The 26518-nt window shown below is 75.7% G+C and carries 20 protein-coding genes, 1 tRNA gene and 1 pseudogene; 18 read left to right on the forward strand and 4 right to left on the reverse strand.

Translation table 11 applies throughout. From position 1 onward, the window contains the following. The first annotated feature begins 2 nt into the window (after positions 1-2). Entirely contained in the window at positions 3-773 is a 771-nt protein-coding gene (locus HOY81_RS02225; RefSeq protein WP_237317435.1) for a polysaccharide deacetylase family protein, read from the forward strand. Positions 774-932: 159 nt separating this feature from the next. Here HOY81_RS02225 and HOY81_RS02230 read toward each other — a convergent pair whose 3' ends face one another. After that, entirely contained in the window at positions 933-1115 is a 183-nt protein-coding gene (locus HOY81_RS02230) for a hypothetical protein (protein ID WP_237317437.1), read from the reverse strand. Beyond that, positions 1112-2629: an NAD(P)-binding protein gene (locus HOY81_RS27245; protein WP_237317439.1), complete on the reverse strand. Its 1518-nt coding sequence runs from the start codon at positions 2627-2629 to the stop codon at positions 1112-1114. Before HOY81_RS27245 ends, HOY81_RS02230 begins: the two co-directional genes overlap by 4 nt. Positions 2630-2905: 276 nt before the next feature. On the opposite strand from HOY81_RS27245, the gene HOY81_RS02240 reads away from it, so the two are divergent. Then, positions 2906-4624: a helix-turn-helix domain-containing protein gene (locus HOY81_RS02240; protein WP_237317441.1), complete on the forward strand. Its 1719-nt coding sequence runs from the start codon at positions 2906-2908 to the stop codon at positions 4622-4624. Between the two features lie 158 nt (positions 4625-4782). Here the strand turns inward: HOY81_RS02240 and HOY81_RS02245 are convergent, their stop codons facing one another. Continuing rightward, on the reverse strand, positions 4783-6351 hold the full coding sequence (locus HOY81_RS02245; protein ID WP_237317443.1) for a sodium:alanine symporter family protein: 1569 nt from the start codon (positions 6349-6351) through the stop codon (positions 4783-4785). A 331-nt stretch (positions 6352-6682) separates the two neighbouring features. On the opposite strand from HOY81_RS02245, the gene HOY81_RS02250 reads away from it, so the two are divergent. The 12 genes and pseudogenes from HOY81_RS02250 to fdh all read left to right on the forward strand — a co-directional run bounded on the left by HOY81_RS02250 (position 6683) and on the right by fdh (position 22817). Next, positions 6683-8488: an enoyl-CoA hydratase-related protein gene (locus HOY81_RS02250; RefSeq protein ID WP_237317552.1), complete on the forward strand. Its 1806-nt coding sequence runs from the start codon at positions 6683-6685 to the stop codon at positions 8486-8488. Between the two features lie 69 nt (positions 8489-8557). Continuing rightward, positions 8558-9022: a hydrogenase maturation nickel metallochaperone HypA gene (locus HOY81_RS02255; RefSeq protein WP_237317446.1), complete on the forward strand. Its 465-nt coding sequence runs from the start codon at positions 8558-8560 to the stop codon at positions 9020-9022. Positions 9023-9024: 2 nt separating this feature from the next. Then, the gene (hypB, locus tag HOY81_RS02260) at positions 9025-9924 is read left to right on the forward strand and encodes a hydrogenase nickel incorporation protein HypB (RefSeq protein WP_237317447.1); all 900 of its coding nucleotides are present in this window, start codon (positions 9025-9027) and stop codon (positions 9922-9924) included. Then, positions 9921-12398, forward strand: a complete 2478-nt coding sequence (hypF, locus tag HOY81_RS02265; RefSeq protein WP_237317449.1) for a carbamoyltransferase HypF — start codon at positions 9921-9923, stop codon at positions 12396-12398. Before hypB ends, hypF begins: the two co-directional genes overlap by 4 nt. A gap of 14 nt (positions 12399-12412) precedes the next feature. Continuing rightward, complete coding sequence (locus HOY81_RS02270) at positions 12413-12817, forward strand: HypC/HybG/HupF family hydrogenase formation chaperone (protein ID WP_237317451.1); 405 nt, start codon at positions 12413-12415, stop codon at positions 12815-12817. Continuing rightward, positions 12814-13953, forward strand: a complete 1140-nt coding sequence (gene hypD, locus HOY81_RS02275; RefSeq protein ID WP_237317453.1) for a hydrogenase formation protein HypD — start codon at positions 12814-12816, stop codon at positions 13951-13953. The genes HOY81_RS02270 and hypD overlap by 4 nt, the downstream gene beginning before the upstream one ends. A 157-nt stretch (positions 13954-14110) precedes the next feature. Then, complete coding sequence (gene hypE / locus HOY81_RS02280; RefSeq protein ID WP_237317554.1) at positions 14111-15100, forward strand: hydrogenase expression/formation protein HypE; 990 nt, start codon at positions 14111-14113, stop codon at positions 15098-15100. A gap of 1 nt (position 15101) precedes the next feature. After that, positions 15102-15701: a potassium channel family protein gene (locus HOY81_RS02285; RefSeq protein ID WP_237317455.1), complete on the forward strand. Its 600-nt coding sequence runs from the start codon at positions 15102-15104 to the stop codon at positions 15699-15701. A 93-nt stretch (positions 15702-15794) separates the two neighbouring features. Then, complete coding sequence (locus HOY81_RS02290) at positions 15795-16976, forward strand: zinc-dependent alcohol dehydrogenase (protein ID WP_237317457.1); 1182 nt, start codon at positions 15795-15797, stop codon at positions 16974-16976. A gap of 31 nt (positions 16977-17007) precedes the next feature. Further along, the gene (locus tag HOY81_RS02295; protein ID WP_237317458.1) at positions 17008-17994 is read left to right on the forward strand and encodes a 4Fe-4S dicluster domain-containing protein; all 987 of its coding nucleotides are present in this window, start codon (positions 17008-17010) and stop codon (positions 17992-17994) included. Further along, positions 17991-18845, forward strand: a pseudogene (gene nrfD, locus HOY81_RS02300) (NrfD/PsrC family molybdoenzyme membrane anchor subunit); the annotation flags it as partial. The gene HOY81_RS02295 and the pseudogene nrfD, both read left to right, overlap by 4 nt. Positions 18846-19556: 711 nt before the next feature. Then, positions 19557-22817, forward strand: coding sequence for a formate dehydrogenase (gene fdh / locus HOY81_RS02305; protein WP_237317461.1), 3261 nt, complete (start codon positions 19557-19559; stop codon positions 22815-22817). A gap of 319 nt (positions 22818-23136) precedes the next feature. Here the strand turns inward: fdh and selD are convergent, their stop codons facing one another. Next, positions 23137-24264, reverse strand: coding sequence for a selenide, water dikinase SelD (gene selD, locus HOY81_RS02310; protein WP_237317463.1), 1128 nt, complete (start codon positions 24262-24264; stop codon positions 23137-23139). 170 nt (positions 24265-24434) lie between these two features. Between selD and HOY81_RS02315 the strand changes: the two genes are divergently transcribed. The 4 genes from HOY81_RS02315 (at position 24435) to HOY81_RS02330 (ending at position 26473) form a co-directional block, all read left to right on the forward strand. After that, positions 24435-24530, forward strand: a tRNA-Sec gene (locus HOY81_RS02315). Positions 24531-24947: 417 nt separating this feature from the next. Then, entirely contained in the window at positions 24948-25295 is a 348-nt protein-coding gene (locus HOY81_RS02320) for a VOC family protein (protein ID WP_237317464.1), read from the forward strand. A gap of 123 nt (positions 25296-25418) precedes the next feature. Beyond that, entirely contained in the window at positions 25419-25760 is a 342-nt protein-coding gene (locus HOY81_RS02325; RefSeq protein WP_237317556.1) for a hypothetical protein, read from the forward strand. A 209-nt stretch (positions 25761-25969) separates the two neighbouring features. Further along, positions 25970-26473, forward strand: a complete 504-nt coding sequence (locus HOY81_RS02330; RefSeq protein ID WP_237317466.1) for an FxLYD domain-containing protein — start codon at positions 25970-25972, stop codon at positions 26471-26473. The last annotated feature ends 45 nt before the right edge of the window (positions 26474-26518 follow it).

Genomic DNA, 26518 nt, shown 5'->3' on the forward strand with positions numbered 1-26518 from the left:
CGTTGAGCCGTCCCGCATCCTCGTCCCGTCCCCGGTCGCGCCGCCCCGCCCGGCCCTCCCGCCCCCGCACCCGGCTGCTCGGCGGGCTGGTCGCCGCGCTGCTGCTGACCGGCACGGCCGGCGCGGCCGCCGCCCCGCCCGGGCACGGGGGGCCGGGCGGGGCGGGCCGGCCCACCTCCGAACCGGTCGAGTCGGCCCGGCACCCCGGCCGCACCGTCGCGCTCACCTTCGACGACGGGCCGCACCCGGTCCACACGCCGCGGCTCCTGGAGGTGCTGCGGGACCACGGGGTCACCGCCACCTTCTGTCTCTGGGGCGACCATGTCGCGCAGCACCCGGGGATCGTCCGCCGGATCGCCGCCGAGGGGCACACGCTGTGCAACCACTCGATGCACCACGACGACCTGGCCGCCTGGCCGGAGCACCGCATCCGGCGGGACCTGGCCCGCACCACGGCGGCCATCCGCCGTGCCGCGCCGGGGGCCCGGATCCCGTACTTCCGGGCGCCCTACGGAAACTGGGGGCGGTCGCCCGAGGTCGCGGCCCGGCTCGGGATGCAGCCGCTCGGCTGGCGGCTGGCGGTGACCGACTGGGAGCCGCCGGGTACGCAGGAGCTGCTCCGCCGTCTCCGGGAGGGCCTCACCGAGGGTGCCGTGGTGCTGCTGCACGACGGCGGCGGTGATCGCAGCCAGACCGTCGAGGCCGTGGACCGGTTGATCCCGGAGCTGCGCGCCGCCGGCTGGCGTTTCGACCTCCCCGCCCGCCGCGGCTGACACCGCACCCGCGCAGGGTGCGTACCGCCCGCTCGCCGGCCGCCGGCCCGGCCGGCGGCCGGCCGCGGCGGGCCCGGTGGAGCAGCAGGCGGTGCGGACGCGACGGGGTGGGCGGTGCTGCGACCGGCGGCCCGGGGCCGGCACGCCCGGCGGCGGGCGTCAGCGGAAGCAGTCGTCGGAGCGGTAGGGGTCGCAGCTCAGGCAGCGGGACTCGGCGCAGTCCCGGCAGGGCAGCAGCGGGAACCCGCAGTGGCACCAGCCCGTCGGTCCGCCGCGGGCGTCCGGCTCCGGGCCGCCGTACCCGGGGGCGGTGGTGTGGACGGGGTGCACGGTTTCGCTCATCGCGTCTCTCCTTCCGTACGGTGCGTGGCGCCGGCGGTGGCCGCGGGGGAGGCCGCGGCGGCCGGGCGCGGACGCGCCGCCATGTGGGGGCCGGGGGAGCCGGGGCCCGGCGGTCCGGCGGGCGCGCAGACCCGTGCGCAGTGCGCCGCCGGGTGCACCCGGCCGTCTGCGTGCAGCACCTGCACCCCGCGGCCGGAGGTGAAGGTGGCCAGCGGGCGCAGGCCCAGCGCGGTGGCGGCGACATGGGAGCCGCCGACCTCGGCGAGGTCACAGGCGGTGGCGATCCGGAAGAGCGACCGGGACTCGGAGATCACGTCCTCCTCGCCGCCCGAGCGGAGCACGATTCGCTGCTCCGGGGCGACGGCGCGGGCCGCCACCGCGACCGTGATGTTCTCCAGCGCGTCGGAGGAGACCGCCGCGATCGCCCGGGCCCGGGAGAGCGCGAGCTTCCGGAGCAGAAACCGGTCGCCACCGCGGCCGAACACCACCGGTATGCCGAGCTCCTTCGCCAGCGGCACGCACGGCGCCTCCCGGTCCCGCTCCACCGCCACCACCCGGATGCCGAGCGCCCGCAGCTCCCGGCAGAGCCGCAGCCCGACCTGGCCGAGGCCCACCACGAGCACATGGCCGTGCCGGGGCACCGCCCGGGCACCCACCAGGCCGGTGAGCCGGCCGGAGGTGAGGTGGTCGACGAGCCCGGCGGTGAAGAGCGCGGTGAAGCCGAGCACGCAGAGCAGCGTGCCGGTGGACAGCACCAGATACCAGGCCGGGGAGGCGTGCGCGCCGCCGCCCGTGCCCGCGTCCACCGTGGTGAGCACCAGCGCCGCGTGCCGGGCCGCGGCCGCCGGCGGCTGGTGCAGGACCAGCATGCCCAGCACGGTGTCGAGCAGGAAGACGCCGAGCAGCCCGCAGAGTCCCGTCAGCAGCGCCCGGGTGGTGCCCTCCAGCGGCCGGACCTGGGCGTGCAGCCAGTGCCGCAGCCGGTGCCCGGCGGGCGGCCGCGCCGTGGGGGACCGCTCGACGCGCGGACCGTCCGGGCCGTCCACCACGCCCAGCCGCTGCCCGTCCGGCGTACGGCAGAGCGTCAGCAGCCGCTCCTCCAGGCAGGGGCCCAGCAGTGCGGGGACGAGCGCGTCGGTCATGCCGAGCACGGTGCAGTTGGGCACCGAGCGCACCACCTCGCCGGCCACCGTGCGGTCGAAGAGGGTGACCAGCAGCGGCACCCCGGGGCGGGCGTGCTCGGCCAGCAGCGCGTAGCGCAGGGCCCGGACGTCCTCCCGGAAGACGATCACCACCATGTCGACGCCTCCGGCCTCCCCCGCCAGCGCGGCGGCGAGTTCCGCGGCGTCCGGGGCGGGCAGCCGCCGTACGCTCGCGCCCCACTCCGTGGCGAAGGCGGCGACCGCCGCGGCGGGCTCGTCGTCGCCGAGCAGCAGCAGCCGTCTGCCGCCGGACGGCGGGCCGCCGTCTCCTGGGGTGCCGGGGCCGCCGTCGCCCGGTCCGGGGACACGCACGGGGGTCTCCTCGCTCTTCGCCGGTGGACAGGGGCGCTGCTGCTCGCCGCCGGCCGCCGTGCGGCGGGCCGCCGGGTTCCCTGTGACGGTAGGCCCCCGGGCGCCGCCGCACCGTTGTGCGGTTCGCCAGCACGCCGGGAGCGGTGTTGGCCGATGCGACAACGGCCCGCGGCGCCTCCGGACTGTTGTATGGGTCTCTCACCAGCGAGTACCGTCAGTGACACGTCGGCGCGCGGACCGGACCGACCGGGTCCGCGCGCGGGACAGGTGGTAACAGTGGACGAGACGGCCAGGCCGGCGGACCCCGTGCACGACGCCGGCGCCGCCGACGACAAGGCCCGGCCCTCCGGCGCGCGGCTGCGGCAACTGCTGCTCGCTCTCGGCGACCCGGTGATCGGCTTGGTGGCCGCACCCGAGGGCCTCGACGTCGCGATCAACGACGTGGTGATCCTGGACGCCGACGACGAGCCGGACTCCTACGACGGCGATCTGGTGCTCATCATCGGTTCCCGGGGCCGCCGGGTGCACCGGCTGGCCCGGGCGGCGGCCGCGCGGGGCGCGGCCGCGGTGGCGGTCAAGATGGACCACGGGGACGATCTGGCGGACCTGCGGGCCATCGCGGCCGACACCGGAGCGGTGGTGCTCGGGGTGCGGCCCGAGATGCGCTGGGCCCAGCTCGACTCGATGGCGCGCGGAGTCGTCGCCGACGCACGGGTGGCGGTGGTCCCGGAGGCGGGGCGGCCCGCCGACCTCTACGCGCTGGCGCAGACCGTCGCCGCGCTCACCGGCGGCATCGTGAGCATCGAGGACAACGCCAACCGCGTCGTGGCGTACTCGCGTTCGGACGACGAGGTGGACGAGCTGCGCCGCCGGTCCATCCTCGGCTGGCAGGGGCCCGCCGAGTACCTGGCGCTGCTGAAGCGGTGGGGTGTCTACGAGCGGCTGCGCGCCGGCGACGACGTGGTGCACATCGACGAGCGCCCGGAGCGCGGCATCCGGCGCCGGCTGGCCATCGGCATCCGGGTCGACGAGCAGTTGCTCGGGTCGATCTGGGTGCAGGAGGGCGACAAGCCGCTCGCCGAGGAGGCGGACAAGGCGCTGCTCGGCGCCGCACGGGCGGCGGCGTTGCAGCTCGTACGCCGCCGTACCGGCATCTCGCCCGATCTGGAGTTCGAGCAGAGTCTGCTCAGCCGGATGCTGAACGGGCACGTCGACCCGCGCACCTTCGCCGACCACATCGGCGCGGGGCTGGACGAGCCGGCGCTGGTCACGGCGTTCGCGCTGAACGCCGGCTCCGGGGACGCCGGCCGCCCGGCCTTCGAGCTCCGCCGGGCCACCATGACCAGCCTGATCTCGGTGCACGCCGCCGCCTACCGGCGCCGGTCCCTGGTCACCAGCGTGGACACCCGGGTGTACATGCTGCTGCCGGGCCTCCCCGAGCGGTCCGGTGAGAACCTCGCCGCCGGGCTCGCCTCGGAGATCGTGCGGGCGGCCGGCCAGCGGCTCCAGCTCGACGTGTGCGCGGCCGTCGGCTCGGCGGTGCCCGGGCTGGACGCGATCGCCGACTCCAAGACCGAGGCGGACCGGGTGCTGGACATCCTGGTGCGGGGCGGTGAGCGCCGGGTGGCCACCATGGACGACGTACGGTCCCAGGTGCTGCTCAGCGACGCCCTCGGGCTGCTGCAACAGCATCCGCGGATCCGCGACCCGCGGGTCACCGCTCTCGCCGACTACGACGCGGAGCACGACTCCGGCCTGGTCCGTTCGGTGCTGGCCTATCTGGGCGCGCTGGGGAACGTCCGCTCCGCCGCCGCGTCGCTGCATGTGCACCCGAACACGCTGCGGTACCGGCTGAAGCGGGCCGAGGCCGTCAGCGGCATCGATCTGGACGACGGGCACCAGTGCCTCTTCTCGCATCTGCAACTGCTGCTGGAGACCGGCTCGCCGCCGGCTCGTACGGCGACCGGACCGGACGGCGGTGCCCGGGCGTCCTGACGGCTGCCGCGGCCCGGCGACCGGCGTCCCGGCGGCCGCGTGCCCGGTGACCGGCCGCCGGTCCGGTGACCGGGAGTGGCGCGGGGACCGCCCCGGGCCCGGCGGCCCGGGGCGGTCCCCGTCCGGAGGCCCGGAACGGGCCCGGTGCGGGGAGGCGCTCAGCCCCGTTCCGTGGAGGCCGCCTCCGCCCCCTCCTGCCGCGCGTCCGGGGCCTTCAGGGAACGCGTGAACCGTGCGAGCTCCCGCTTGACCACCGGCGCCAGCAGGTAGAGGCCGATGATGTTCACCAGCGCCAGCAGGAACAGCACGGCGTCGGTGAAGGCGAGGACGCTGCCGAAGGTCAGCACCGCGCCGATGACGATGAAGGAGCAGAACACCCCCTGGTAGACGCGCTCGCTGACCCGGCTGCGGCCGAAGAGATGGGTCCAGGCCTTCTGCCCGTAGTACGCCCAGGTGATCATCGTGGAGACCGCGAAGAGCACCACCGCGACGGTCAGCAGCACCGGGAACCAGGGCAGCACCGTCTCGAACGCCTCGGAGGTCACGGTGACGCCGTCCGGGGTGACGCCCTCTGCCGCGTACTCCGCCTGGGCGTCGCGCCAGAACGCCGTGTCGGCGATGACGATGGTCAGGGCGGTCATGGTGCACACCACGACCGTGTCGATGAAGGGTTCGAGCAGTGCCACCAGGCCCTCGGTGGCCGGGTAGCGGGTCTTCACGGCGGAGTGCGCGATGGGGGCGGAGCCGAGCCCCGCCTCGTTGGAGAAGGCCGCCCGGGTGAAGCCGACGATCAGCGCGCCGATGGTGCCGCCGACCACGCCCTCGCCGGTGAAGGCACCGCTCACGATGGTGCCGACCGCGTCCGGCACGCTGGTGAGGTTGAACAGGATGACCAGGGCGCAGGCGCCGACGTAGAGCAGGCCCATGGCCGGCACCAGCCGGCTGGTCACCCGCCCGATCGACCGGATGCCGCCGATGATCACAAAACCGACGACTGCGGCGAGCACCAGCCCGGCCAGCAGCGCCGAGCCGTCCCCGGCCAGCGGGCCGTCCTCGCCGCCGGTGACGTCCCGGAGCTGGATGACGGTCTGGTTGGCCTGGAACATGTTGCCGCCGCCGATGCCGAAGAGCAGGATCATCACGGCGGCCAGCGCGGCCATGATCTTCCCGGCGTACCGGCCCGCGGCGCCCGGCAGCCGCTCCGCGAGGCCCTTGCTCAGATACTGCATCGGGCCGCCGGACACCGTGCCGTCCGGGTGCTCGTCGCGGTAGCGCACGCCCAGCGTGCACTCCACGAACTTGCTGCACATCCCCAGCAGGCCGCAGAGCACCATCCAGAAGGTGGCCCCTGCGCCGCCGATGGTGACGGCCACACCCACACCGGCGATGTTGCCCAGGCCCACGGTGCCGGAGACCGCGGAGGTCAGCGCCTGGAAGTGGGTGATCTCGCCCGGGTCGTCCGGGCTGCTGTGCCGCCCGCGGAGGATGCGCAGGGCCAGCCGGAAGCCGCGCACCTGCACGAACCCGAAGTAGAGCGTGAAGGCCGCGCCGGCCAGCACCAGCCAGGCCACGATCCACGGGAAGGTCGTCCCGAAGACCGTGACCTCGCCGAAGACGAAGTCCCCGAGCCCGGTGGCGATCGGGTCGAAGACGGCGTTGATCCGCTCCTCGATCCTGCCGAGGAAGCCGCTCTCCGCCCCTTGGGCGAGTGTCTGTCTCAGAGCCATGGTGGTCCCCTTCTCCCGGGCCCGGACGGGATCCCCCGGCCCTCGCCCGCGAGCCCTGGACGTGTGTTCGGGGAACCGTACGGGCGCGGTGGGACCCCGGCGTTGTGCGATCGGCCGAAGAATCGGCCCGGGTGTCGGCGTTCCGCACACCGCGGTCCGGCTCGTCCCGCCCCCTGCCCGCGAGGCGCCGCACCGCGAAACGGGTGACCCGCCCGCGGACGCGCGGCGCGGCCGCGCGCCGCACCGGCACCCGGCCCGGATGATCGTCGCTGACCGGGGTCCCGGCGCCCCGCCACCCACCTCCGACGCGCCGGGCGGCTGGGAGGTCCCGATGCGCATCCTGCTGGTGGCGACGGCGTTCAACAGCCTCACGCAGCGCGTCTTCGCCGAGCTCGGCGACCGCGGGCACGAGGTGGCGGCGGAGACGGTGCCGGACGGCGCGGCCGTCCGCGCCGCGGTGCGGCGGCACACGCCGGAGCTGGTGCTGGCACCCATGCTGAAGGCGGTGATCCCGCCGGACGTGCACCGGGCGCACACCTGTCTCGTCGTGCACCCCGGTCCGGTCGGCGACCGCGGTCCCTCCTCGCTGGACCGGGCGGTCCAGGAGGGCGCCACCCGCTGGGGCGTGACGGTCCTCCAGGCCGAGGAGGAACTGGACGCCGGCGCGGTGTGGGCCTCGGCCTCCTGCACGGTCCCCCCGGTCGGCAAGAGCGACCTGTACCGCAACGAGATCGCCGACGCCGCGCTGGAGGCCCTGCTGCTCGCGGTGAGCCGCTACGCCTCTGGCAGCGGCAACCCGCGACGCCAGGACGACCCCGGACTGCGGGCCGCCGTACGGTCCCGGCCGTACCTGCGGCAGCGGGAGCGGCTCATCGACTGGCGGCACGACCCGACCACCACGGTGCTGCGGAAGCTGCGCGCGGCCGACTCGCAGCCGGGCGTGCGAGACGAGCTTCTCGGCGGCGTCTTCCACCTGCACGGCGGCCACCCCGAGGACCGGCTGCGGGGCCGCCCCGGCGACCTGCTGGCGACCCGGACCGGCGCGGTCTGCCGGGCCACCGCCGACGGCGCGGTGTGGCTGCCCGCGCTGCGGGAGCGCAGCCCGGACGGGCGGCGCGGCATCACCCTGCCCGCCGTGCAGGCGCTGGGGGACCGGCTGCCGCCGCTGCCGGAGGACCCCGCCCCGGCGTGGCCGGACCAGGAGGGCCGCCGCACCTGGGCGGACATCCGGTACGCGGAGTCCGGTGCCGTCGGCTTCCTGCGCTTCTCCTTCCCGGGCGGGGCGATGAGCACCGGGCAGTGCCGTCGGCTGCTCGCGGCCTACCGCCGGGCCTGCGAACGTCCCACCTCGGTGCTGGTGCTCGGCGGCGTGCGGGACTTCTTCTCCAACGGCATCCACCTCGGCGTCATCGAGGCGGCCGCCGATCCCGCGGGGGAGTCCTGGGCGAACATCGTCGCCATGGACGACCTCGTGGAGGCGGTCCTCACCACCACCGACCGGCTGGTCGTCGCCGCCCTGGGCGGCAACGCCGCGGCCGGCGGCGCCATGCTGGCGCTCGCCGCCGACGAGGTGTGGTGCCGGCGCGGCGCGGTGCTCAACCCGCACTACCGGCTGATGGGGCTGCCCGGCTCCGAGTACTGGACCTGCACCCTGCCGCGCCGCGTCGGCGCGGAGACCGCGCGGGCCCTCACCGAGGACGCACTGCCGGTGAGCGCCGCCGCCGCGCGCCGGCTCGGCCTGGTCGACCGGCTGCTGGAGTGCGGCCCGCAGGCCTTCGCCGGCGAGGTCGCCGCACTGGCCGTCCGCACCGCCCAGGATCCCGGCACCCACCGGCGGGTGGCCGCCAAGAAGGCCGCGCTGGAGGAGGAGCAGGCCCGCAAGCCGCTCGCCGCCCACCGGGCCGAGGAACTCGCCCGGATGCGCGCGGTCTTCTTCGACCCGGGAGCGCCCTACCACGCGCTGCGCGCCGCCTTCGTACGGAAGGAGCCGCCGCCCTTCCCGCCGCCCGTGCCGCGCCTCCCCGCACGCACCGCGCACAGCCGGGCCGGCCGCGCCCATGCCGGCGGGCCCGAACGGGCGAGCGGGGCGGCGCCCGGCGGCGTGTCAGCGGCGGACGGCGGAGGCCGGATTCTCTAATGGGAGCGTCGAGCCCGCCCCGCGGGGAGGGCAGCGCCCGGCGGCACCTTCCACGGAGAGAGACCACCGATGCACGAGATGTCCATCGCGCTGGCGGTGGTGGAGCAGGTCGAGGAGGCCCTGGACGGCGACGAGGCCGGCACCGGGTCCGTCGGGAGCGTGCGGCTGGAAGTCGGCGAGCTCGCCGGGGTGGTGCCCGACGCGCTGGAGTTCTCCTTCTCCCTCGCCTGTGCCGGCACCCGCCTGGAGGGCGCCGCCCTGCACCTCGACGCGGTGCCCGGGCGGGCCCGCTGCACCGGTTGCGGCGCGGAGTGGGCGACCGGCATGCCGCCGCGGCTGTGCTGTGCGGAGTGCGGCGGCGCCGGCACCGAACTGCTGGCCGGGCGCGAACTGCGGATCACCGCCGTCGAGTACTGCGCGGGGCATGCCGAGGAGAGCGGGGGCGGCCCGCCCGGTGCGGTCCCCGGGGCCGGGGAGCCCGCAGCCGCCGGTCCCGCGGTGTCCGTATCCGCCCGCGCCCCCGAGGAGGGCTGACCATGTGCCGTGCCGTCGACCTGGAGCAGGCGGTCCTGGCGAAGAACGACCGCAGTGCCGAGGCCCTGCGCACCGAACTCGCCGCCCGCGGCACCGCCGTGGTCAATCTGCTCTCCAGCCCCGGCAGCGGCAAGACCGCGCTGCTGGAGGCCGAGCTGCAGCACGCCCGGCGCCGGGGCGTGCCCGCCGCCGCCCTCACTGCGGACCTGGCCACCGAGAACGACGCCGTACGGCTGGCCCGCGCCGGCCTCCCGGTCCGGCAGGTGCACACGGACGGTCTGTGCCATCTGGAGGCCGGCATGCTCCGCGGCCACCTGGAGGGCTGGCTGCCTGCGGACACCCGGCTGCTCTTCGTGGAGAACGTCGGCAACCTCGTCTGCCCCGCCTCCTACGACCTGGGCGAGACGCTGCGGGTGGCGCTGGCCTCGGTGACCGAGGGCGAGGACAAGCCGCTGAAGTACCCGACCGCCTTCGGGCTCGCCCAGCTCGTGGTGGTCACCAAGAACGACCTCGCGGAGGCGGTCGACTTCGACCGGGAGGGCTTCCTGCGGAACGTACGGCAGGTCAACCCGGGTGTCGAGGTGCTCTTCACCTCCGTACGCACCGGCGAGGGCGGCGGCGGGCTGCTGGACCGCGCGCTGGCCGCGGCGGACGGCGGCACCGTGCACGCCCCGGTGATGGCCCGCACCGTCGCCATGGACGGGCACCACCACGGGCCCGCGGCCGGTCACGGCCACGCGCAGACCCACGACCACGACCACGCGCACCGTCACGGCCACGCGCACCGTCACGGCCACGCGCACGGTGACGGCAACGGCCAGGCTCACGGTCACCTCCACACCCCCGCCTCCGCCCAGGCGCCCGCCCCCGCGCCCGGGCCCGCGGAGCACACGCCCCGATGACCGCGGACGCCCCCCTCGCCCCGCCCCCGGCCGGCCGGGTCCGGTGCCGGGTCACGGTGCGCGGCGTGGTGCAGGGCGTCGGCTTCCGCCCGTTCGTCTTCGCCCTCGCCGGGGAGCTCGGCCTGGCCGGCCACGTCGCCAACACCGGGAGCGGCGTGGTCGCCGAGGTCGAGGGCGAGGAGACGGCCGTCACGGCCTTCTGCGAGCGGATCGCCTCCGACGCGCCCCCGCTCGCCGTGGTGGAGTCCGTGGGCCGCGAACCGCTGCCCGCCGCCGGCCCGCAGGCCCCCGGCGGCTTCACCATCGCCGACTCCCGCGCGGACGGGCCCGCCCGCACCCTGGTGCCACCGGACACCGCCACCTGCGACGCCTGCCTCACCGAGCTGGCCGACCCGGCCGACCGGCGCCACCGGCACCCCTTCGTCACCTGCACCCACTGCGGCCCGCGGTTCACCATCGTCACCGGGCTGCCCTACGACCGGGCCGCCACCACCATGGCGGACTTCCCGATGTGCGAGCGGTGCGCGCGGGAGTACGCCGACCCGGCCGACCGCAGGTTCCACGCGCAGCCCGTGGCCTGCCACGACTGCGGGCCCCGGCTGCGGCTGCTGCTGCCCCCGGCGGGCGGCGGCCCGGACGGCGGCATGGACGGCTTCGCGGGCGCCGCCGCGGACTCCCCGTCCGACGCCGCCGGCGACCCCGTCCGCCGCGCCCGGGAGCTGCTGGCCGCCGGCGCGATCGTGGCGGTCAAGGGGCTCGGCGGCTACCACCTCGCCTGCGACGCCGGGAACCCGGAGGCCGTACGGCTGCTGCGGCGGCGCAAGGGCCGCGCCGCCAAGCCGTTCGCCCTGATGGCCCGGGACGTCGCGGACGCCGAACGGCTCGCCCACCTCGGCCCCGCCGAACGGGAACTGCTGACCGGCCCCCGCCGCCCCATCGTCCTGTTGCGCGCCCGCCCGCCCGGCGCCCGGCCGTCCGACGCCCCCGCCGTGGCCGCGGAGGTCGCCCCCGGCTGCGCCGATCTCGGCATCATGCTCCCGTACACCCCGCTGCACCACCTGCTGCTGGGCCTGCCCGGCGACCCGCCCGGTCCCCGGCTCCTCGTGCTGACCAGCGGCAACCTGGGCGGTGAGCCCATCGTCACCGACGACGCCGAGGCCCTGCGTCGGCTCGCCTCGCTCGCCGACGCCTGGCTGCTCCACGACCGGCCCGTGCACGTCCCCTGCGACGACTCCGTGGTGCGGGTGGTCGACGGCGCCCCGCTGCCCGTACGCCGCTCCCGCGGCTACGCGCCCTTCCCCGTCCCGCTGCCGGTCCCGGTGCGCCCGGCCCTCGCGGCCGGCGGCGACCTGAAGAACACCTGCTGCCTCGGCGAGGGACGCCGAGCCTGGCTCTCCGCACACATCGGGGACATGGACGACCTCGCGACGCTCACCGCCTTCGGCGCCGCCGAGCGGCACCTGGAGCGGCTCACCGGCGTCCGGCCCGGGCTGCTGGTCGCCGACCGGCACCCCGGCTACCGCAGCGCCGGCTGGGCCCGGCGGCACGCCGCCGGGCGGCCCGTGCGCACCGTGCAGCACCACCACGCGCACATCGCCGCCGTGCTGGCCGAGTCGGGGATGGACGGTACCCGGCAGGTGCTCGGGGTGGCCTTCGACGGCACCGGCTACGGCGACGACGGCGCCGTGTGGGGCGGCGAGTTCCTGCTCGCCGACTACGCCGGCTACCGCCGCTTCGCGCAGCTCGCCTACGTGCCGCTGCCCGGCGGCGACGCGGCCGTGCGCCACCCGTACCGGATGGCCCTCTCCCACCTGCGCGCCGCCGGGCTGCGCTGGGACGAGGACCTGCCGCCCGTCGCCGCCTGCGCCCTCGACGAGCGCCTGGTGCTCGCCCGGCAGCTCGAGCGCGGCCTGCACTGCGTGCCCACCTCCAGCATGGGCCGGCTCTTCGACGCGGTGTCCTCGCTGACCGGCGTCTGCCACCACGCCGGATACGAGGCCCAGGCGGCGGTCGAGCTGGAGGCGGCGGCCGCCGCGTACGAGGCAGCCGTCGGGCCCGTGCCGGAGCCGCCCGGCACCGGCACGGGCGGCGGCTTCGAGCTGCGCCGTACCCCGCGCGGCCACCTCGCCGCCGACCCGGCGCCGCTGCTGGCCGCGCTGGTCGACGGGCTGCGCCGGGGCGAGGCCTGCGGGCTCCTCGCCGCCCGCTTCCACGCGGCGGTGGCCGGCCTGGTCCGGCGGCTCTGCGCGGCCGCCCGGGAACGGCACGGCACCGGCACGGTGGCGCTCAGCGGCGGCGTCTTCGCCAACGCCGTGCTCGCCGGAGCCTGCGTCCGCGGGCTGCGCGAGGACGGCTTCACGGTGCTGACGCACCGTCATGTACCCCCGAACGACGGCGGTCTGGCCCTCGGCCAGCTTCTGGTGGCGGCCCGTGCCGGCGCCGGGGACGGCGCCGGAAGCGGGACGACCCCGTAGAGCGAGGAGGACCCATGTGCCTGGCGGTACCCGGCAGAGTGGTCGGCGTGCACGAGCGTGACGGCACCCGCATGGCCGAGGTGGACTTCGGCGGCGTGGTGAAGGAGGTGTGCCTGGAGTACCTGCCCGACCTGCGGGTCGGCGAGTACACCATCGTCCATGTCGGCTTCGCGCTCCAGCGGCTGGACGAGGAGTCGGCCCGGCAGACCCTGGAGCTCTTCGGGCAGCTCGGCCTGCTGGAGGAGGAGTTCGGCGACGCCTGGCAGCAGGCGGCGGAGGAGAGCGGGGCGCCGCTGCCGGCCGGCACGGTCCCCGCGGCGCAGGCCGCGGCGACGCCCGCGGCGGGAGGCCCTGCGGCCGGTCCTGCGGCAGGGCGGGGGCCGGTGGCGGAGACGGAGAGGCGGGAGGCGCGTCCGTGAAGTACATCGACGAGTTCCAGAACCCGGACCTCGCCCGGCGGCTGCTGGACGACATCCACGCCACCGTCACCCGCCCCTGGGCCCTGATGGAGGTGTGCGGCGGTCAGACCCACACCATCATCCGGCACGGCATCGACCAGCTCCTGCCGGAGCAGGTCCGGCTGATCCACGGCCCCGGCTGCCCGGTCTGCGTCACCCCGCTGGAGGTCATCGACAAGGCCCTGGCCATCGCGTCCCGGCCGGAGGTGATCTTCTGCTCGTTCGGCGACATGCTGCGGGTCCCCGGCACCGACCGGGACCTGTTCCGGGTACGCAGCGAGGGCGGCGACGTGCGGGTGGTGTACTCGCCGCTCGACGCGCTGCGCCTCGCCGAGGAGCACCCGGAGCGCGAAGTGGTCTTCTTCGGCATCGGTTTCGAGACCACCGCGCCGCCCAACGCCATGGCGGTCCACCAGGCCCGCCGGCGCGGCGTGCGGAACTTCAGCATGCTGGTCTCGCACGTCCGCGTCCCGCCCGCGATCGAGGCCATCATGACCTCCGAGGACTGCCGGGTGCAGGGGTTCCTGGCCGCAGGCCACGTGTGCAGCGTGATGGGCACCGCCGAGTACCCGGAGCTGGCCGAGCGCTTCCGGGTGCCGATCGTGGTCACCGGCTTCGAGCCGCTGGACATCCTGGAGGGCGTACGCCGCACCGTGCGGCAGCTCGAACGGGGCGAGCACGCCGTGGACAACGCCTACCCCCGGGCCGTCCGGGAGGAGGGCAACCCGGCCGCCCGCGCCATGCTCGACGACGTCTTCGAGGTGACCGACCGGGCCTGGCGCGGCATCGGGACCATCCCCGGCAGCGGCTGGCGGCTCTCCCCGCGCTACCGGGAGTACGACGCCGAGCACCGGTTCGCGGTCACCGGCATCACCACCGAGGAGCCGGCGGCCTGCCGCAGCGGCGAGGTCCTGCAGGGGCTCATCACCCCGCCCGAGTGCGCCGCCTTCGGCACCACCTGCACCCCCCGCACCCCGCTCGGCGCCACCATGGTCTCCAGCGAGGGCGCCTGCGCCGCGTACTACCTCTACCGCCGCCTCGGCGGCACCGCGACACCTGCCGTTCCCGCTGCCCAGGAGGCGAGCTCCGTTGGCTGAGACCACCACCGCCCGTCCGGCCGCCCCGGAGACGCCGGGCGGCCCGGAGGCACCGGACACCGGACGGGGCACCACACCGGCCCCCGGTGCCCCGGACGCACCCGACTTCTCCGGCTGGACCTGCCCGCTGCCGCTGCGCGACCACCCGCGGATCGTGATGGGCCACGGCGGCGGCGGGGCGCTCTCCGCCGAACTGGTCGAACATGTCTTCGCGCCCGCCTTCGGCGGCCCCGCCCTGGCCGGCCTCGCCGACTCCGCCACGGTCACGCTCGGCGGCGCCCGGCTCGCCTTCTCCACCGACACCTTCGTGGTCCGGCCGCTCTTCTTCCCCGGCGGCAGCATCGGGGACCTGGCGGTCAACGGCACCGTCAACGATCTCGCGATGAGCGGAGCCCAGCCCGCCTACCTCTCCTGCGGCTTCGTGCTGGAGGAGGGCGTCGAGACGGCGCTGGTCGCCCGGGTCGCCGAGGCGCTGGGCGCGGCCGCCCGTACCGCCGGGGTGGAGGTCGTCACCGGGGACACCAAGGTGGTGGAGGCCGGGCGGGGCGACGGCGTCTACCTCAACACGGCCGGCATCGGCCTGGTACCCGACGGGGTCGACCTGCGCCCGCAGCGGGCCGAGCCCGGCGACGTGGTGCTGGTGAGCGGACCGATCGGGCTGCACGGCGTGGCGGTGCTCAGCCGCCGCGAGGGGCTGGAGTTCGACGTGGAGATCGCCAGCGACTGCGCCGCGCTGGGCGGCCTGGTCGAGGCGATGCTCGCGGTCACCCCCGACCTGCACGTGCTGCGCGACCCGACCCGCGGCGGTGTGGCGGCGGCGCTCGGCGAGATCGCCTCCGCCGCCGGGGTGGGCGTGGTGGTCCGGGAGCGGTCGCTGCCGGTGCCGGAGCCGGTGGCGAACGCCTGTGCGATGCTCGGCCTGGACCCCCTCTATGTCGCCAACGAGGGCAAGCTGGTCGCCTTCGTCCCCCGGGAGCACGCGGATGCGGTGCTGGCCGCGATGCACGCCCACCCCCTGGGGACCGGGGCCGCCGTGATCGGCGAGTGCGTCCCCGACCACCCGGGCATGGTGGTCGCCCGCACCGGGCTGGGCGGCACCCGCGTCGTCGACCTGCCGGTCGGCGAACAGCTCCCGCGCATCTGCTGAGGTGACCGACGCGGGTTCCGGACCGCCCGGCCGGGGGCGTGACGCCCCCGGCGGGCGTGGCCGGACGCGCCGGGAGCTCGCCCGGGCGGGCGCCTGGGCCTGGGCGGCCAACGGCGGCCTCGCCGTGGCCCTGGCCGTCTGCTATTTCTTCTTCCCGCTGGACCGGCTCGGCACCGAGCGCCCGGTGCTGAGCTGGGTGCTGTTCCTGCTGGCCCTGGCCGCGCTCACCTTCACCCTCTCCCTGCAGGTCCGCTACACCGTCACGGAGGACCCGCGGGGGCGCCCGGGGCTGGTCATCCCGGTGCTCGTGGTGCTGTCGCTGTTCGTCTTCTCCTCGGCGTACTACGCGCTCGCGCAGTACCCGGGCCAGATGCGCGGTCTGACCACCCGGCTGGACGCCCTCTACTTCACCCTCGTCACCACCGCGACCGTCGGGTACGGCGACATCACCCCGCACGGCCAGGAGGCCAGGATGGTGGCGGTGGTGCAGATCGTCTACAACTTCGTGGTCCTGGCCGCCGCGGTGACCTCGCTCTCCGGGTACCTCCGCACCCGGATCGGCAGCCCCGGCGGCCGTTCCGGCGGCACGCCCCGGTCCTGACACCCCCGCCCTGACCCGCCGGCGCCCCGGTCCCGAGTGGCGGCCCGGTGTGCGGGTACCCGGGGCGTCCCGCGACGCGGAAAGGTGAGAGAGATGAAGGCTGTCACGTGGCAGGGCAAGCGCGACGTGCGCGTCGAGGAGGTTCCCGACCCCGAACTCAGGGAGCCCACCGACGCGATCGTACGGATCACCTCCTCCGGCCTGTGCGGCTCCGACCTGCACCTCTACGAGGTCATGGGCCCGGTGATGACGCCCGGTGACATCCTCGGGCACGAGCCCCTGGGCATCGTCGAGGAGACCGGCAGCGAGGTCACCGGCATCAAGCCCGGGGACCGGGTCGTGGTGCCCTTCCAGATCTCCTGCGGCTCCTGCTTCATGTGCGAGCAGGGACTCCAGACGCAGTGCGAGACCACCCAGGTCCGCGAGCACGGCACCGGAGCCGCCCTGTTCGGCTACACCAAGCTCTACGGCGCCGTCCCCGGCGCCCAGGCCGAGTACCTCCGCGTCCCCCAGGCCCACTACGGTCCCACCCAGGTGCCACACGGCCCGCCCGACGACCGGTACCTCTTCCTCTCCGACGTACTGCCCACCGCCTGGCAGGCCGTCGGGTACGCCGCCCCGCCGAAGAACGGCACGCTCGCCGTGCTGGGCCTCGGCCCGATCGGGGACATGGCCTGCCGGATCGCCCTCTACCAGGGCGTCGAGCGGGTGATCGGCCTGGACCTCGTCCCGGAGCGGCTGGAACGCGTACGGGCCCGCGGCGCGGAGGTGCTGGACGTCACCCAGCACGACGACCTGGGTCAGGCGGTGCGGGACCTGACCTCGGGCCGCGGCGCGGACGCGGTGATCGACGCCGTCGGCATGGAGGCGCACGGCAGCCCCGGCGGCAAGCTGATGCAGACCATCGGCGGGCTGCTCCCCGGGCGGCTGGCCGAGAAGGCCCTCGCCAAGACCGGCGTCGACCGGCTGTCCGCGCTCTACCACGCCATCGACATGGTGCGCCGCGGCGGCACCGTCTCCCTCTCCGGCGTGTACGGCGGCGCGATGGACCCGATGCCGATGCTCACCCTCTTCGACAAGCAGATCCAGCTCCGGATGGGCCAGGCCAACGTCAAGCGCTGGTACCCGCACCTGATGCCGCTCCTCACCGAGCAGGACGTGCTGGGCGTCGACGAGTTCGCCACCCACCACATGCCGCTGGCCGAGGCACCCCAGGCGTACGAGAAGTTCCAGACCAAGTCCGACGGCGCGGTAAAGATCGTGCTGCAGCCGTGAGCCCCCGTCACCCCACCCCGGGAGAGCGCGCATGACCGACGGCACCGCCGCCCCGCCGCGGATGGGCTTCTTCACCGACACCTCGATCTGCATCGGCTGCAAGGCCTGCGAGGTGGCGTGCAAGGAGTGGAACGCCATCCCCGAGGACGGTCTCGAGTTCACCGGCATGTCCTACGACAACAGCAAGGGTCTGGGCGCCGACACCTGGCGGCACGTGGCCTTCATCGAGCAGCGCAAGCCGCTGGGCGGACAGGAACCCGGCGTCGACCACAGCGGAGTGGACGTCTTCGCCGCCGCCGGGCAGCTCGGCGTCCCCGGGGCGGCCCCCGGTGCGCCCGCTGCCGGCACCCCCGGAGGAGGCCCCGGCGGCGCCACCGTCCCGGACCCGGCCGCGGCGCCCGCCGGCGCGCCCGCGGGCGAGGTGTCGCCCCTGGAGCCCGACGGGCGCACCGAACTGCGCTGGCTGATGTCCTCCGACGTGTGCAAGCACTGCACCCACGCGGCCTGCCTGGACGTCTGCCCGACGGGCTCGCTGTTCCGCACCGAGTTCGGGACCGTGGTGGTCCAGGAGGACATCTGCAACGGCTGCGGCTACTGCATCCCCGCCTGCCCCTACGGCGTCATCGACCAGCGCAAGGACGACGGCCGCGCCTGGAAGTGCACCCTGTGCTACGACCGGCTGGGCGCCGGGCAGGAACCCGCCTGCGCCAAGGCCTGCCCCACCGACTCGATCCAGTTCGGACCGCTGGACGAACTGCGCGACCGCGCACAGCACCGGGTGGAACAGCTCCACGCCGCGGGCGTCACGGACGCCCGGCTGTACGGCGCCGACCCGGACGACGGCGTCGGCGGCGACGGCGCCTTCTTCCTGCTGCTCGACGAGCCCGAGGTGTACGGGCTGCCACCCGACCCCGTGGTCACCACCCGGGACCTGCCCGCGATGTGGCGGCACGCCGCGGCGGCCGCCGCGACCCTGGCCGCCTCGGTGGCCGTCTGCTTCCTGAGGAGGAGCCGGTGAGCGAGTCCGACGTCACCCCCGACGGAGTCCGCGGCCGGCGGCCGGACCGCGAGGCCGTCACCGGCGTCGCAGCCGGCCGCAGCCGCCGCCGGAGGCGGCGCGGCGAGCAGCCGGTGGTGCCGGAGGCGGAATTCTCGTCGTACTCGTCCTACTACGGACTGCCCGTCCTCAACCCGCCCGTCTGGAAGCCCCTCGACATCGCGGGCTATCTCTTCCTCGGCGGCCTGGCGGGCGCCTCCTCGGTGCTCGCCGCCGGAGCCGCCGCCACCGGCCGGCCCGCGCTGGCCCGTACCGCCCGGACGGGGGCGGCCGGTGCGGTGTCGCTCTCGCTGGCCGCGCTCGTCCACGACCTGGGCCGCCCGGCCCGCTTCCTGCACATGCTGCGGGTCGCCAAGGTCACCTCGCCCATGAGCGTGGGGTCCTGGCTGCTCGCGGGGTACGGGCCGCTGGCCGGCGCGGCGGCGCTCAGCGACTGGACCGGGCGGGCGCGACCGGCGGGGGCCGCCGCGACCGCGGGCGCGGCCGTGCTGGGCCCCGCCGTGGCGGCGTACACGGCCGTGCTCCTCTCCGACACCGCCGTGCCCTCCTGGCACGAGGGCCACCGCGAACTGCCCTTCGTCTTCACCGGCTCGGGCGCCTCCGCGGCCGCCGGGCTCGGGCTGCTGGCCACACCCACCGGGCAGGCCGGGCCCGCCCGGCGGCTGGCGCTGCTCGGCGGGGCCCTGGAGCTCGGAGCCACCCGGCTGATGCGGCACCGGATGGGCCTGGCCGCCGAGCCCTACGCACAGGGCCGGGCCGGCCGGCTGATGCGCGCCGCCGAGGCACTGACCACCACGGGTGCGCTGCTCGCCGGGGCCGCGGGGGTGGCGGCCGCGTCCGGCCGGGGCACGGGTGGCGTCCGTGCGGCCGGGGTGGCCCGTGCCGTCCGTGCCGCCGGGGTCCCGCGCACCGTCCGTGCCCTCGGCGCCGCCCGGGGCGCCCGTACCGGCGGTGGCGGTGTCCCCGGGGCCCTGCGCACCGCCCGGACGGCCGGGGCCGTCGCGCGGCGCATGGGCGTCCCCGCGGCCGTGCGGGCCGCCCGCGCCGCCGGGGCCGTCCCAAGCACCCGTGGCACCGGCCTCGCCCGGGCCGCCCGCCCGCTGGCGGCCGCCGCGGGCACGGCCCTGCTGGCCGGTTCGGCGGCACTGCGGTTCGGCGTCTTCCACGCCGGGGTGGCCTCCGCCGAGGACCCCCGGTACACCGTCGTACCGCAGCGCGAACGCCTGCGCGCCGCGGAACGAGCCGAACAGCCGGAACGAGCCGAACAGCCGGAACGGGCGGAGCCGCCGGGGGAGGCCGAGCAGCCGGGACAGGTGGGAGAGGCCTGAGCAGCCGGGACGCGCCGGGCCGGCGTCCCGGGCTCCGTGGCCGGAACGCGGGAGCGGGCCCGGCAGGCGGCCGGAAGGCCGCACGGAGCGGGCCGCCCGGCGGCGCACCGGTGCAGCCGGGCGGAGGGTTTCCCCGGGCGTGCCCGGGGTACTCCGGGCGGCCGGACGGAACCAGCGGCACCGGAGGGCGACTCCATGGGCGTACGGCAGTGGATCGAATCCTGGCCGGTCTACCGGCAGCTCCGCGGCGACGACCCCACGGGCCGCGGCGCCGCCGCCAAGAGCCGGGGCAGTGAGGAGCTCGCCCCGCGGGTGGCCACCGCCGACCGGGTGGTCAAGTCGGTCTGCCCGTACTGCGCGGTCGGCTGCGGCCAGAACGTCTACGTCGAGGACGGCGAGGTCACCCAGATCGAGGGCGACCCCGACTCCCCGGTCTCCCGCGGCAGGCTGTGCCCCAAGGGCTCGGCGAGCCTCCAGCTCACCACCGGCTCCGCGCGTGAGCACCGGGTCCTGTACCGGCGTCCGTACGCCACGGAGTGGGAGCCGCTGGACCTGGACACGGCGATGGACATGATCGCCGACCGGGTGATCGAGGCACGCGAGGCCGGCTGGCAGTGGGAGGCGGACGGCGTCCGCACCCGGCGCACCCTCGGGGTGGCCAGCCTGGGCGGTGCGACCCTGGACAACGAGGAGAACTACCTGATCAAGAAGCTGTTCACCGCCCTGGGCGCGGTGCAGATCGAGAATCAGGCCCGTATTTGACACTCCTCCACGGTTCCCGGTCTGGGGACCTCGTTCGGCCGCGGCGGCGCGACCACCTTCCAGCAGGACCTGCAGAACGCGGACTGCATCGTCATCCAGGGCTCCAACATGGCCGAGTGCCATCCCGTCGGGTTCCAGTGGGTGATGGAGGCCAAGGCGCGCGGGGCCACGGTGGTCCATGTCGACCCGCGGTTCACCCGCACCAGTGCGCTCGCCGACGTGCACGTCCCGCTGCGCGCGGGCACCGACATCGCCTTCCTCGGCGGGCTCATCAACCATGTGCTGAGCACCGGGTCGTACTTCCGCGAGTACGTGGCCGCGTACACCAACGGGCCGGTGATCCTGAACGAGGACTTCCGGGACACCGAGGACCTGGACGGGGTGTTCTCCGGCCTCTCCGAGGACGGCCGCAACTACGACACCGGCACCTGGCAGTACGCGGGCATGAACGTGCAGGCGGCCTCCGGCAAGCGGGACCTCCAGTACGAACAGCGCACCCGCGGCGGCCGGTCCCTCGCCGAGGCCGGGCGCGGCGAGGCCAGCGGCTCCGGCGGCGCCCCGCTCACCGGCGGCGAGCCGGAGCGGGACGAGACGATGACGGACCCGCGCTGCGTCTTCCAGGTGCTCAAGCGGCACTACGCCCGCTACACCCCGGAGCTGGTGGAGCGGATCTGCGGCGTCCCGCAGGAGCAGTTCCGCACCGTGGCCGACGCGCTGGTGCGGAACTCCGGCCGGGACCGCACCTCCGCCTTCGCCTACGCGGTCGGCTGGACCCAGCACACCGTCGGCGTGCAGTACATCCGTGCCGCCTCGGTCCTGCAGAGCCTGCTGGGCAACATCGGGCGCCCCGGCGGCGGCATCCTCGCCCTGCGCGGCCACGCCTCCATCCAGGGCTCCACCGACATCCCCACCCTGTTCAACCTGCTGCCCGGCTACATCCCGATGCCGCACGCCCACGAGCAGCAGGGACTGGACGACTTCGTGCGGGGCGAGGCCGCGAAGAAGGGCTACTGGGGCAACATGCGCGCCTACCTGGCGAGCCTGCTCAAGGCCTGGTGGGGCGAGGCGGCGACGCCGGAGAACGAGTTCTGCTTCGACTACCTGCCCCGCCTCACCGGCTCGCACAGCACCTACGAGACGGTCACCGCCCAGCTCGACGGGGTGTGCAAGGGCTACTTCCTGATGGGGGAGAACCCGGCCGTCGGCTCCGCCAACGCCAAGCTGCAGCGCCTCGGCATGGCGGCCCTCGACTGGCTGGTGGTCCGGGACTTCTCGCTGATCGAGAGCGCCACCTGGTGGAAGGACGGGCCGGAGATCGCCAGCGGTGAGCTGGCGACCGAGGACATCGGCACCGAGGTGTTCTTCCTGCCCGCCGCCGCGCACACCGAGAAGGACGGCACCTTCACCAACACCCAGCGGATGCTCCAGTGGCACCACGAGGCGGTGCCGCCGCAGGGCGACGCCCGCAGCGACCTGTGGTTCCTGTACCACCTCGGGCTCCGTATCCGGGAGAAGCTGGCCGGCAGCACCGACGCGCGGGACCGCCCCGTGCTCGACCTGACCTGGGACTACCCGGTGAAGGGCGAGCGCGCCGAGCCCGACGCGGAGGCGGTGCTCGCCGAGATCAACGGGTACGACGCCCAGGGCGGCCCGCTCTCCTCGTACGAGCAGCTCGCGGACGACGGCTCGACCTCCTGCGGCTGCTGGATCTACTGCGGCGTGTACGCGGAGGGGGTGAACCAGGCGGCGCGCCGGAAGCCGGGGGAGCAGCAGCACTGGGTCGCCCCGGAGTGGGGCTGGGCCTGGCCGGCCAACCGCCGCGTGCTCTACAACCGCGCCTCCGCGGACCCCGACGGCCGCCCGTGGAGCCCGCGCAAGGCCCTGGTGTGGTGGGACCCGGAGCAGGAACGCTGGACCGGGCACGACGTGCCCGACTTCCCGCCGAAGCGGCCGCCGCACCACCGGCCCCCGGAGGGCGCCGAGGCCGCCGAGGCGCTGGGCGGCTCCGACCCGTTCATCATGCAGGCGGACGGCAAGGCCTGGCTCTACGTGCCCGCCGGGCTCACCGACGGGCCGCTGCCCACCCACTACGAGCCGCAGGACTCGCCGTTCCGCAACCTGCTGTACGACCGGCAGCGGAACCCGGTGCGGCACCTCCCCGCACCGCACCCGGACAACCGCTACCATCCCTCGCCCGGCGACCCCGGCGCGGACGTCTTCCCGTTCGTGGTGACCACCTACCGGCTGACCGAACATCACACCGCGGGTGGCATGTCCCGCTGGCAGCCCTATCTGGCCGAGCTCCAGCCCGAGTTCTTCTGCGAGGTCTCCCCGGAGCTGGCGGCCGACCGCGGGCTCCGGCACGGCGGGTGGGCCACCGTGGTCAGCGCCCGCGGCGTGGTGGAGGCCCGGGTGCTCGTCACCGACCGCATGGCGCCGCTGACCGTGGACGGCCGCCGGGTGCACCAGGTCGGCCTGCCCTACCACTGGGGGCCCAACGGCTACAGCACCGGAGACGCCGCCAACGAACTGCTGCACCTCTCGCTGGACCCGAACACGCACATCCAGGAGGCGAAGGCGCTCACCTGCGACATCCGCCCGGGGCGGCGCCCGCGCGGCGCCGCCGCCACCGAGCTGCTCCGGGCGTACCGGCGCCGCGCCGGCATCGACGAGACGACCGGGACGGAGCCGTAGCCGGGCGGGGACCCGGCCGCGGCCCCCGTGGGCCGGCTACAGGGGCCACGACACCGAGGGGCACAAGGTCATCGAGCCGGGAGAGCGTGAACGGCCCGACCACCGGCGACCAGGGCGGCACCTCGCGCCTGGACGGCAACGGCTACGACGCCACCGCCCCGCGCAGCGCCGAGCGCCTCTGACGCCGCCCCGCCGCCGCGGGCCTCCCCGGGCGCCGGGGACGCCCCCTGTCCGGACGTGCCGGGTGCCCCGGGGGGCTGCGCCCGGACGTGCCGGGTGCGGGCCGCGGCGGCCCCGGTGCGCGGCTCACCCCGGGGGCTCAGCGCACCACCACGGTGTGCTCGCCCGCCGGGACGAGCTCGCCGATCACCGGCGCGCCCGGCACCTCCCCAGCCACCAGCAGCCCGCCGGAGGTCTGCGCGTCCGCCAGCAGCAGCCGGGTCTCCTCGTCCGCGGTGCCGAAGTCCGCGTGGGGGGCGACCCACTCCAGGTTGCGCCGGGTGCCGCCCGGCACATGACCGGCCCGCAGCGCCTCCCGCGCCCCGTCCAGATACGGCACGGCAGCCGCCTCCACCACGGCCGTCACCCCGGACGCACGGGCCAGCTTGTGCAGATGCCCGAGCAGACCAAAGCCGGTGACGTCGGTCGCACACACCGCCCCCGCGGCGAGCGCGGCGGCCGACGCCTCCCGGTTGAGCCGCACCATGGTGGCCACCGCCTCCGGGAACACCTCGCCGGTGGCCTTGTGACGGTTGTTCAGCACGCCCAGTCCCAGCGGCTTGGTGAGGGAGAGCGGCACGCCGGGCACGCCGGTGTCGTTCCGCAGCAGCCGCGCCGGGTCGGCGACGCCGGTCACCGCCATGCCGTACTTGGGCTCCGGATCGTCCACGCTGTGGCCGCCCCCGGTGTGGCAGCCCGCCTCCGCGGCCACGTCCAGCCCGCCGCGCAGCACCTCCCGGGCCAGCGCGAAGGGCAGCCGGTCCCGCGGCCAGGCCAGCAGGTTTACGGCCACCAGCGGCCGGCCGCCCATGGCGTAGACGTCGGAGAGCGCGTTGGCGGCGGCGATCCGGCCCCAGTCGTACGGGTCGTCGACGACCGGGGTGAAGAAGTCCGCCGTCGTCACGACCGCCAGCCCGGCGTACGGGTCGTCCGCCCCCCTGTCCGGCAGCCGTACGACCGCAGCGTCGTCGCCGGTGTCCAGGCCCACCACCAGCTCCGCCGCGCCGGCACCGGCCGGGCCCCGCCCGGTCAGCCCGGCGACGGCCTCCTCCAGCTCACCCGGCGGGATCTTGCAGGCGCAGCCGCCCCCGTGCGCGTACCGGGTCAGCCGCACCCGTCCGCCCCCGGGGTGCCCGTCCCCGGTGCCGGTGCCCGTCGTCCCGGGGCCGTCGGGCCCGGGATACCCGGCAGCCGGTGTCCCGGCGGCCGCACCCTCCGTCGTGCTCATCGCGCCTCCTGCGCCTCGGCGTGGTCCCTCCGGGCGTACCACCATTCCGTCCCCGCCATGTCCGCCGCGCGCCCGGCCGCCCGACCGGCGGCACCCGCGAGCGAGGGCACACCGGGGCGCGTGTGCACCGGAATGCCGTCCCCCGTTCCGGGTACGGTGAGGCGTGGCGGGGAGGCGTAAGGGTGCCTGGTGGCCCTCCCGGTCTTCAAAACCGAGGTGTCCGAGCAGCTCGGACAGGCGGGTTCGATTCCCGTCCGCCTCCGCCACCCCGCCTGCGCCTCAGTCAGTGCTCTCGGAGCATGCGGCCGGGCAGGGGTACTTCGTCCCAGGGCCGGGAGAAGAAGAGACGCCGGACACCCGTGGGCGAACCCGCCACGGAGCCGCCGGCACGGTGTGCCAGGGCTACGCGGAAACCGACGGGTGGCTGCCTGACGCCGGAACCGGTCGAGGAACCCGGCGACCTCCCGAGGCCCTTCGTTGTACGGCCGCGTCCCTTCGTCGTACGGCGGCGTCCCCGCCTGGACGATCTGCTTCGCCCTCGTGGTGGGTGCCGCCGTCGCCGTGCTCGCGTACACGGCTGCCGTACGCTGACCGGGCTTCCCGGGGCGGGAGTCGCGCACGGCGGGTGTGCGCCGGTGTCCGGGAAGGCCCAGGCACGCTGTCGTTCCTGCAAGGAGTCACCGATGTCCGTCCGCCGTGTCGTGCCCGATGTCCGCTCCGGGGCCATGGAGGAGAGCCGCGACTTCTACGGCCTGCTGGGGCTGGAGGAGGTGATGAACCTGGGCTGGGTCATGACGCTGGCCTCACCCTCCAACCCCACCGCCCAGGTCATCCTGATGAGCCGTGACGAGACGGCGCCCGTCGAGCCCGACATGAGCATCGAGGTGGAGGACGTGGACGCGGTGTACGCGGCCGTGCTCGACAGCGGGGCGGAGATCGTGCACCCCCTGCAGGAGGAGGAGTGGGGGGTGCGCCGGTTCTTCGTCCGGGACCCCAACGGCCGGGTGGTCAACGTCCTGACCCACCGCTGAGCCGCCCCCGCGGCCGGGACGGGGCGGATGCGTGCGGAAATCCCGTTGTGGGCCCGGAACGCCGGACCGTAGCCTCGGCGCATGTCCCTCCGTACCCGGATGCGTCAGGCCCTGCCCGACGCCCTGCGCGCCCGCGACAAGGCCGCGGTGCGCGCCCTGCGTTCGACGCTCGCCGCGCTGGACAACGCCGAGGCGGCGGCCGTCCACGAGGACGAACTGCGCGGCCGGGCCCTGGAGGAGTCGCCGGCCGGCGCCGGCGCCACCGAGGTGGCACGGCGCGAGCTGACCGAGCGGGGTGTGGAGGACGTCGTACGGGCCGAGGCCGCCGAGCGGCTGGACGCCGCCGCGGCGCTGACCGCACCCGCGCACGCCGACCGTGCCGCGCAGCTCCGGGCGGAGGCCGCCGTGCTGCTGCGCCTGCTCGACGGCACCGGGGGAGCCGAGGCGGACCCCGCCGCACGGTGAGTGCAGCCGGGCCCCTCCCGTGACGGTCGGCTTCCGTCACGGGAGGGGCCCGGGCGGACATGCACGCGAACCCGTCGGCCGGCAGGTGCCCAGCGAAGCGCACAGGCGGACGAGGCGCCCCACGAAGGGGTGATTACCGGCAGGTTGGTGCATGAGCCGGGCGTCAGGTGCGCAGGTCCTTGTGCAGAGCGACGATGAGGACGGATGCCATGCGCGACCCCCGACTGCACCGGGCTCACCGGACGTTCTGGGCGCCCACCGTCGCGGCGCTGACGGTCGTGGTGGTGACCGCCTCCGCGCTGGTGGCCTGCGCCGGGGCGGGAGACGGCGGGGGAGCGGTGCAGGGCGGCTCGGCGGCCACGGCCGCGCCTCCGGCCGGCGGGGCCGGCGAGGGCGGGGAGGCGGTGGCGGACGCCACGGCCGATGTGCTGGTGCTCCGGGCCGGGGTCGAGGACCACCCGGTATGGGGGGCGGACGCCTATGTCGTGCACTACCTGATCACCAACCGCGGGGACGAGCCCGCGGACTACGTGGTGCGGTTCGCGTTCCTGGACGCCGGCGGCCGGGTGCTCGGTTCGACCGCGGTGACGGTGGACCGCCTGGGGCCGGGCCGGACCAGGGCGGGCAGCACCGCGCCCCGGGAACGCGATCTGGCCGGCGGGCGGGCCGCCGCCATCCGGGACGTGCGGGTGGCGCACGCGGAGAAGAGCTGAGCCGTACACGAGACGTACCTACGGCACGGCGGACGTACGGCCGTC

The organism is Streptomyces sp. JJ36, assembly GCF_021696945.1.
In the GTDB taxonomy this organism is placed as follows: domain Bacteria; phylum Actinomycetota; class Actinomycetes; order Streptomycetales; family Streptomycetaceae; genus Streptomyces.

Excerpts from the sequence above, each read along its gene's own strand:
- HOY81_RS02230 (WP_237317437.1), bottom strand. The coding sequence starts at position 1,115 with ATGAGCGAAACCGTGCACCCCGTCCACACCACCGCCCCCGGGTACGGC.
- HOY81_RS02245 (WP_237317443.1), bottom strand. The coding sequence starts at position 6,351 with ATGGCTCTGAGACAGACACTCGCCCAAGGGGCGGAGAGCGGCTTCCTC.
- HOY81_RS02250 (WP_237317552.1), top strand. The coding sequence starts at position 6,683 with ATGCGCATCCTGCTGGTGGCGACGGCGTTCAACAGCCTCACGCAGCGC.
- HOY81_RS02255 (WP_237317446.1), top strand. The coding sequence starts at position 8,558 with ATGCACGAGATGTCCATCGCGCTGGCGGTGGTGGAGCAGGTCGAGGAG.
- hypB (WP_237317447.1), top strand. The coding sequence starts at position 9,025 with ATGTGCCGTGCCGTCGACCTGGAGCAGGCGGTCCTGGCGAAGAACGAC.
- hypF (WP_237317449.1), top strand. The coding sequence starts at position 9,921 with ATGACCGCGGACGCCCCCCTCGCCCCGCCCCCGGCCGGCCGGGTCCGG.
- HOY81_RS02270 (WP_237317451.1), top strand. The coding sequence starts at position 12,413 with ATGTGCCTGGCGGTACCCGGCAGAGTGGTCGGCGTGCACGAGCGTGAC.
- hypE (WP_237317554.1), top strand. The coding sequence starts at position 14,111 with ATGGGCCACGGCGGCGGCGGGGCGCTCTCCGCCGAACTGGTCGAACAT.
- HOY81_RS02290 (WP_237317457.1), top strand. The coding sequence starts at position 15,795 with ATGAAGGCTGTCACGTGGCAGGGCAAGCGCGACGTGCGCGTCGAGGAG.
- HOY81_RS02295 (WP_237317458.1), top strand. The coding sequence starts at position 17,008 with ATGACCGACGGCACCGCCGCCCCGCCGCGGATGGGCTTCTTCACCGAC.
- selD (WP_237317463.1), bottom strand. The coding sequence starts at position 24,264 with ATGAGCACGACGGAGGGTGCGGCCGCCGGGACACCGGCTGCCGGGTAT.
- HOY81_RS02320 (WP_237317464.1), top strand. The coding sequence starts at position 24,948 with ATGTCCGTCCGCCGTGTCGTGCCCGATGTCCGCTCCGGGGCCATGGAG.
- HOY81_RS02330 (WP_237317466.1), top strand. The coding sequence starts at position 25,970 with ATGCGCGACCCCCGACTGCACCGGGCTCACCGGACGTTCTGGGCGCCC.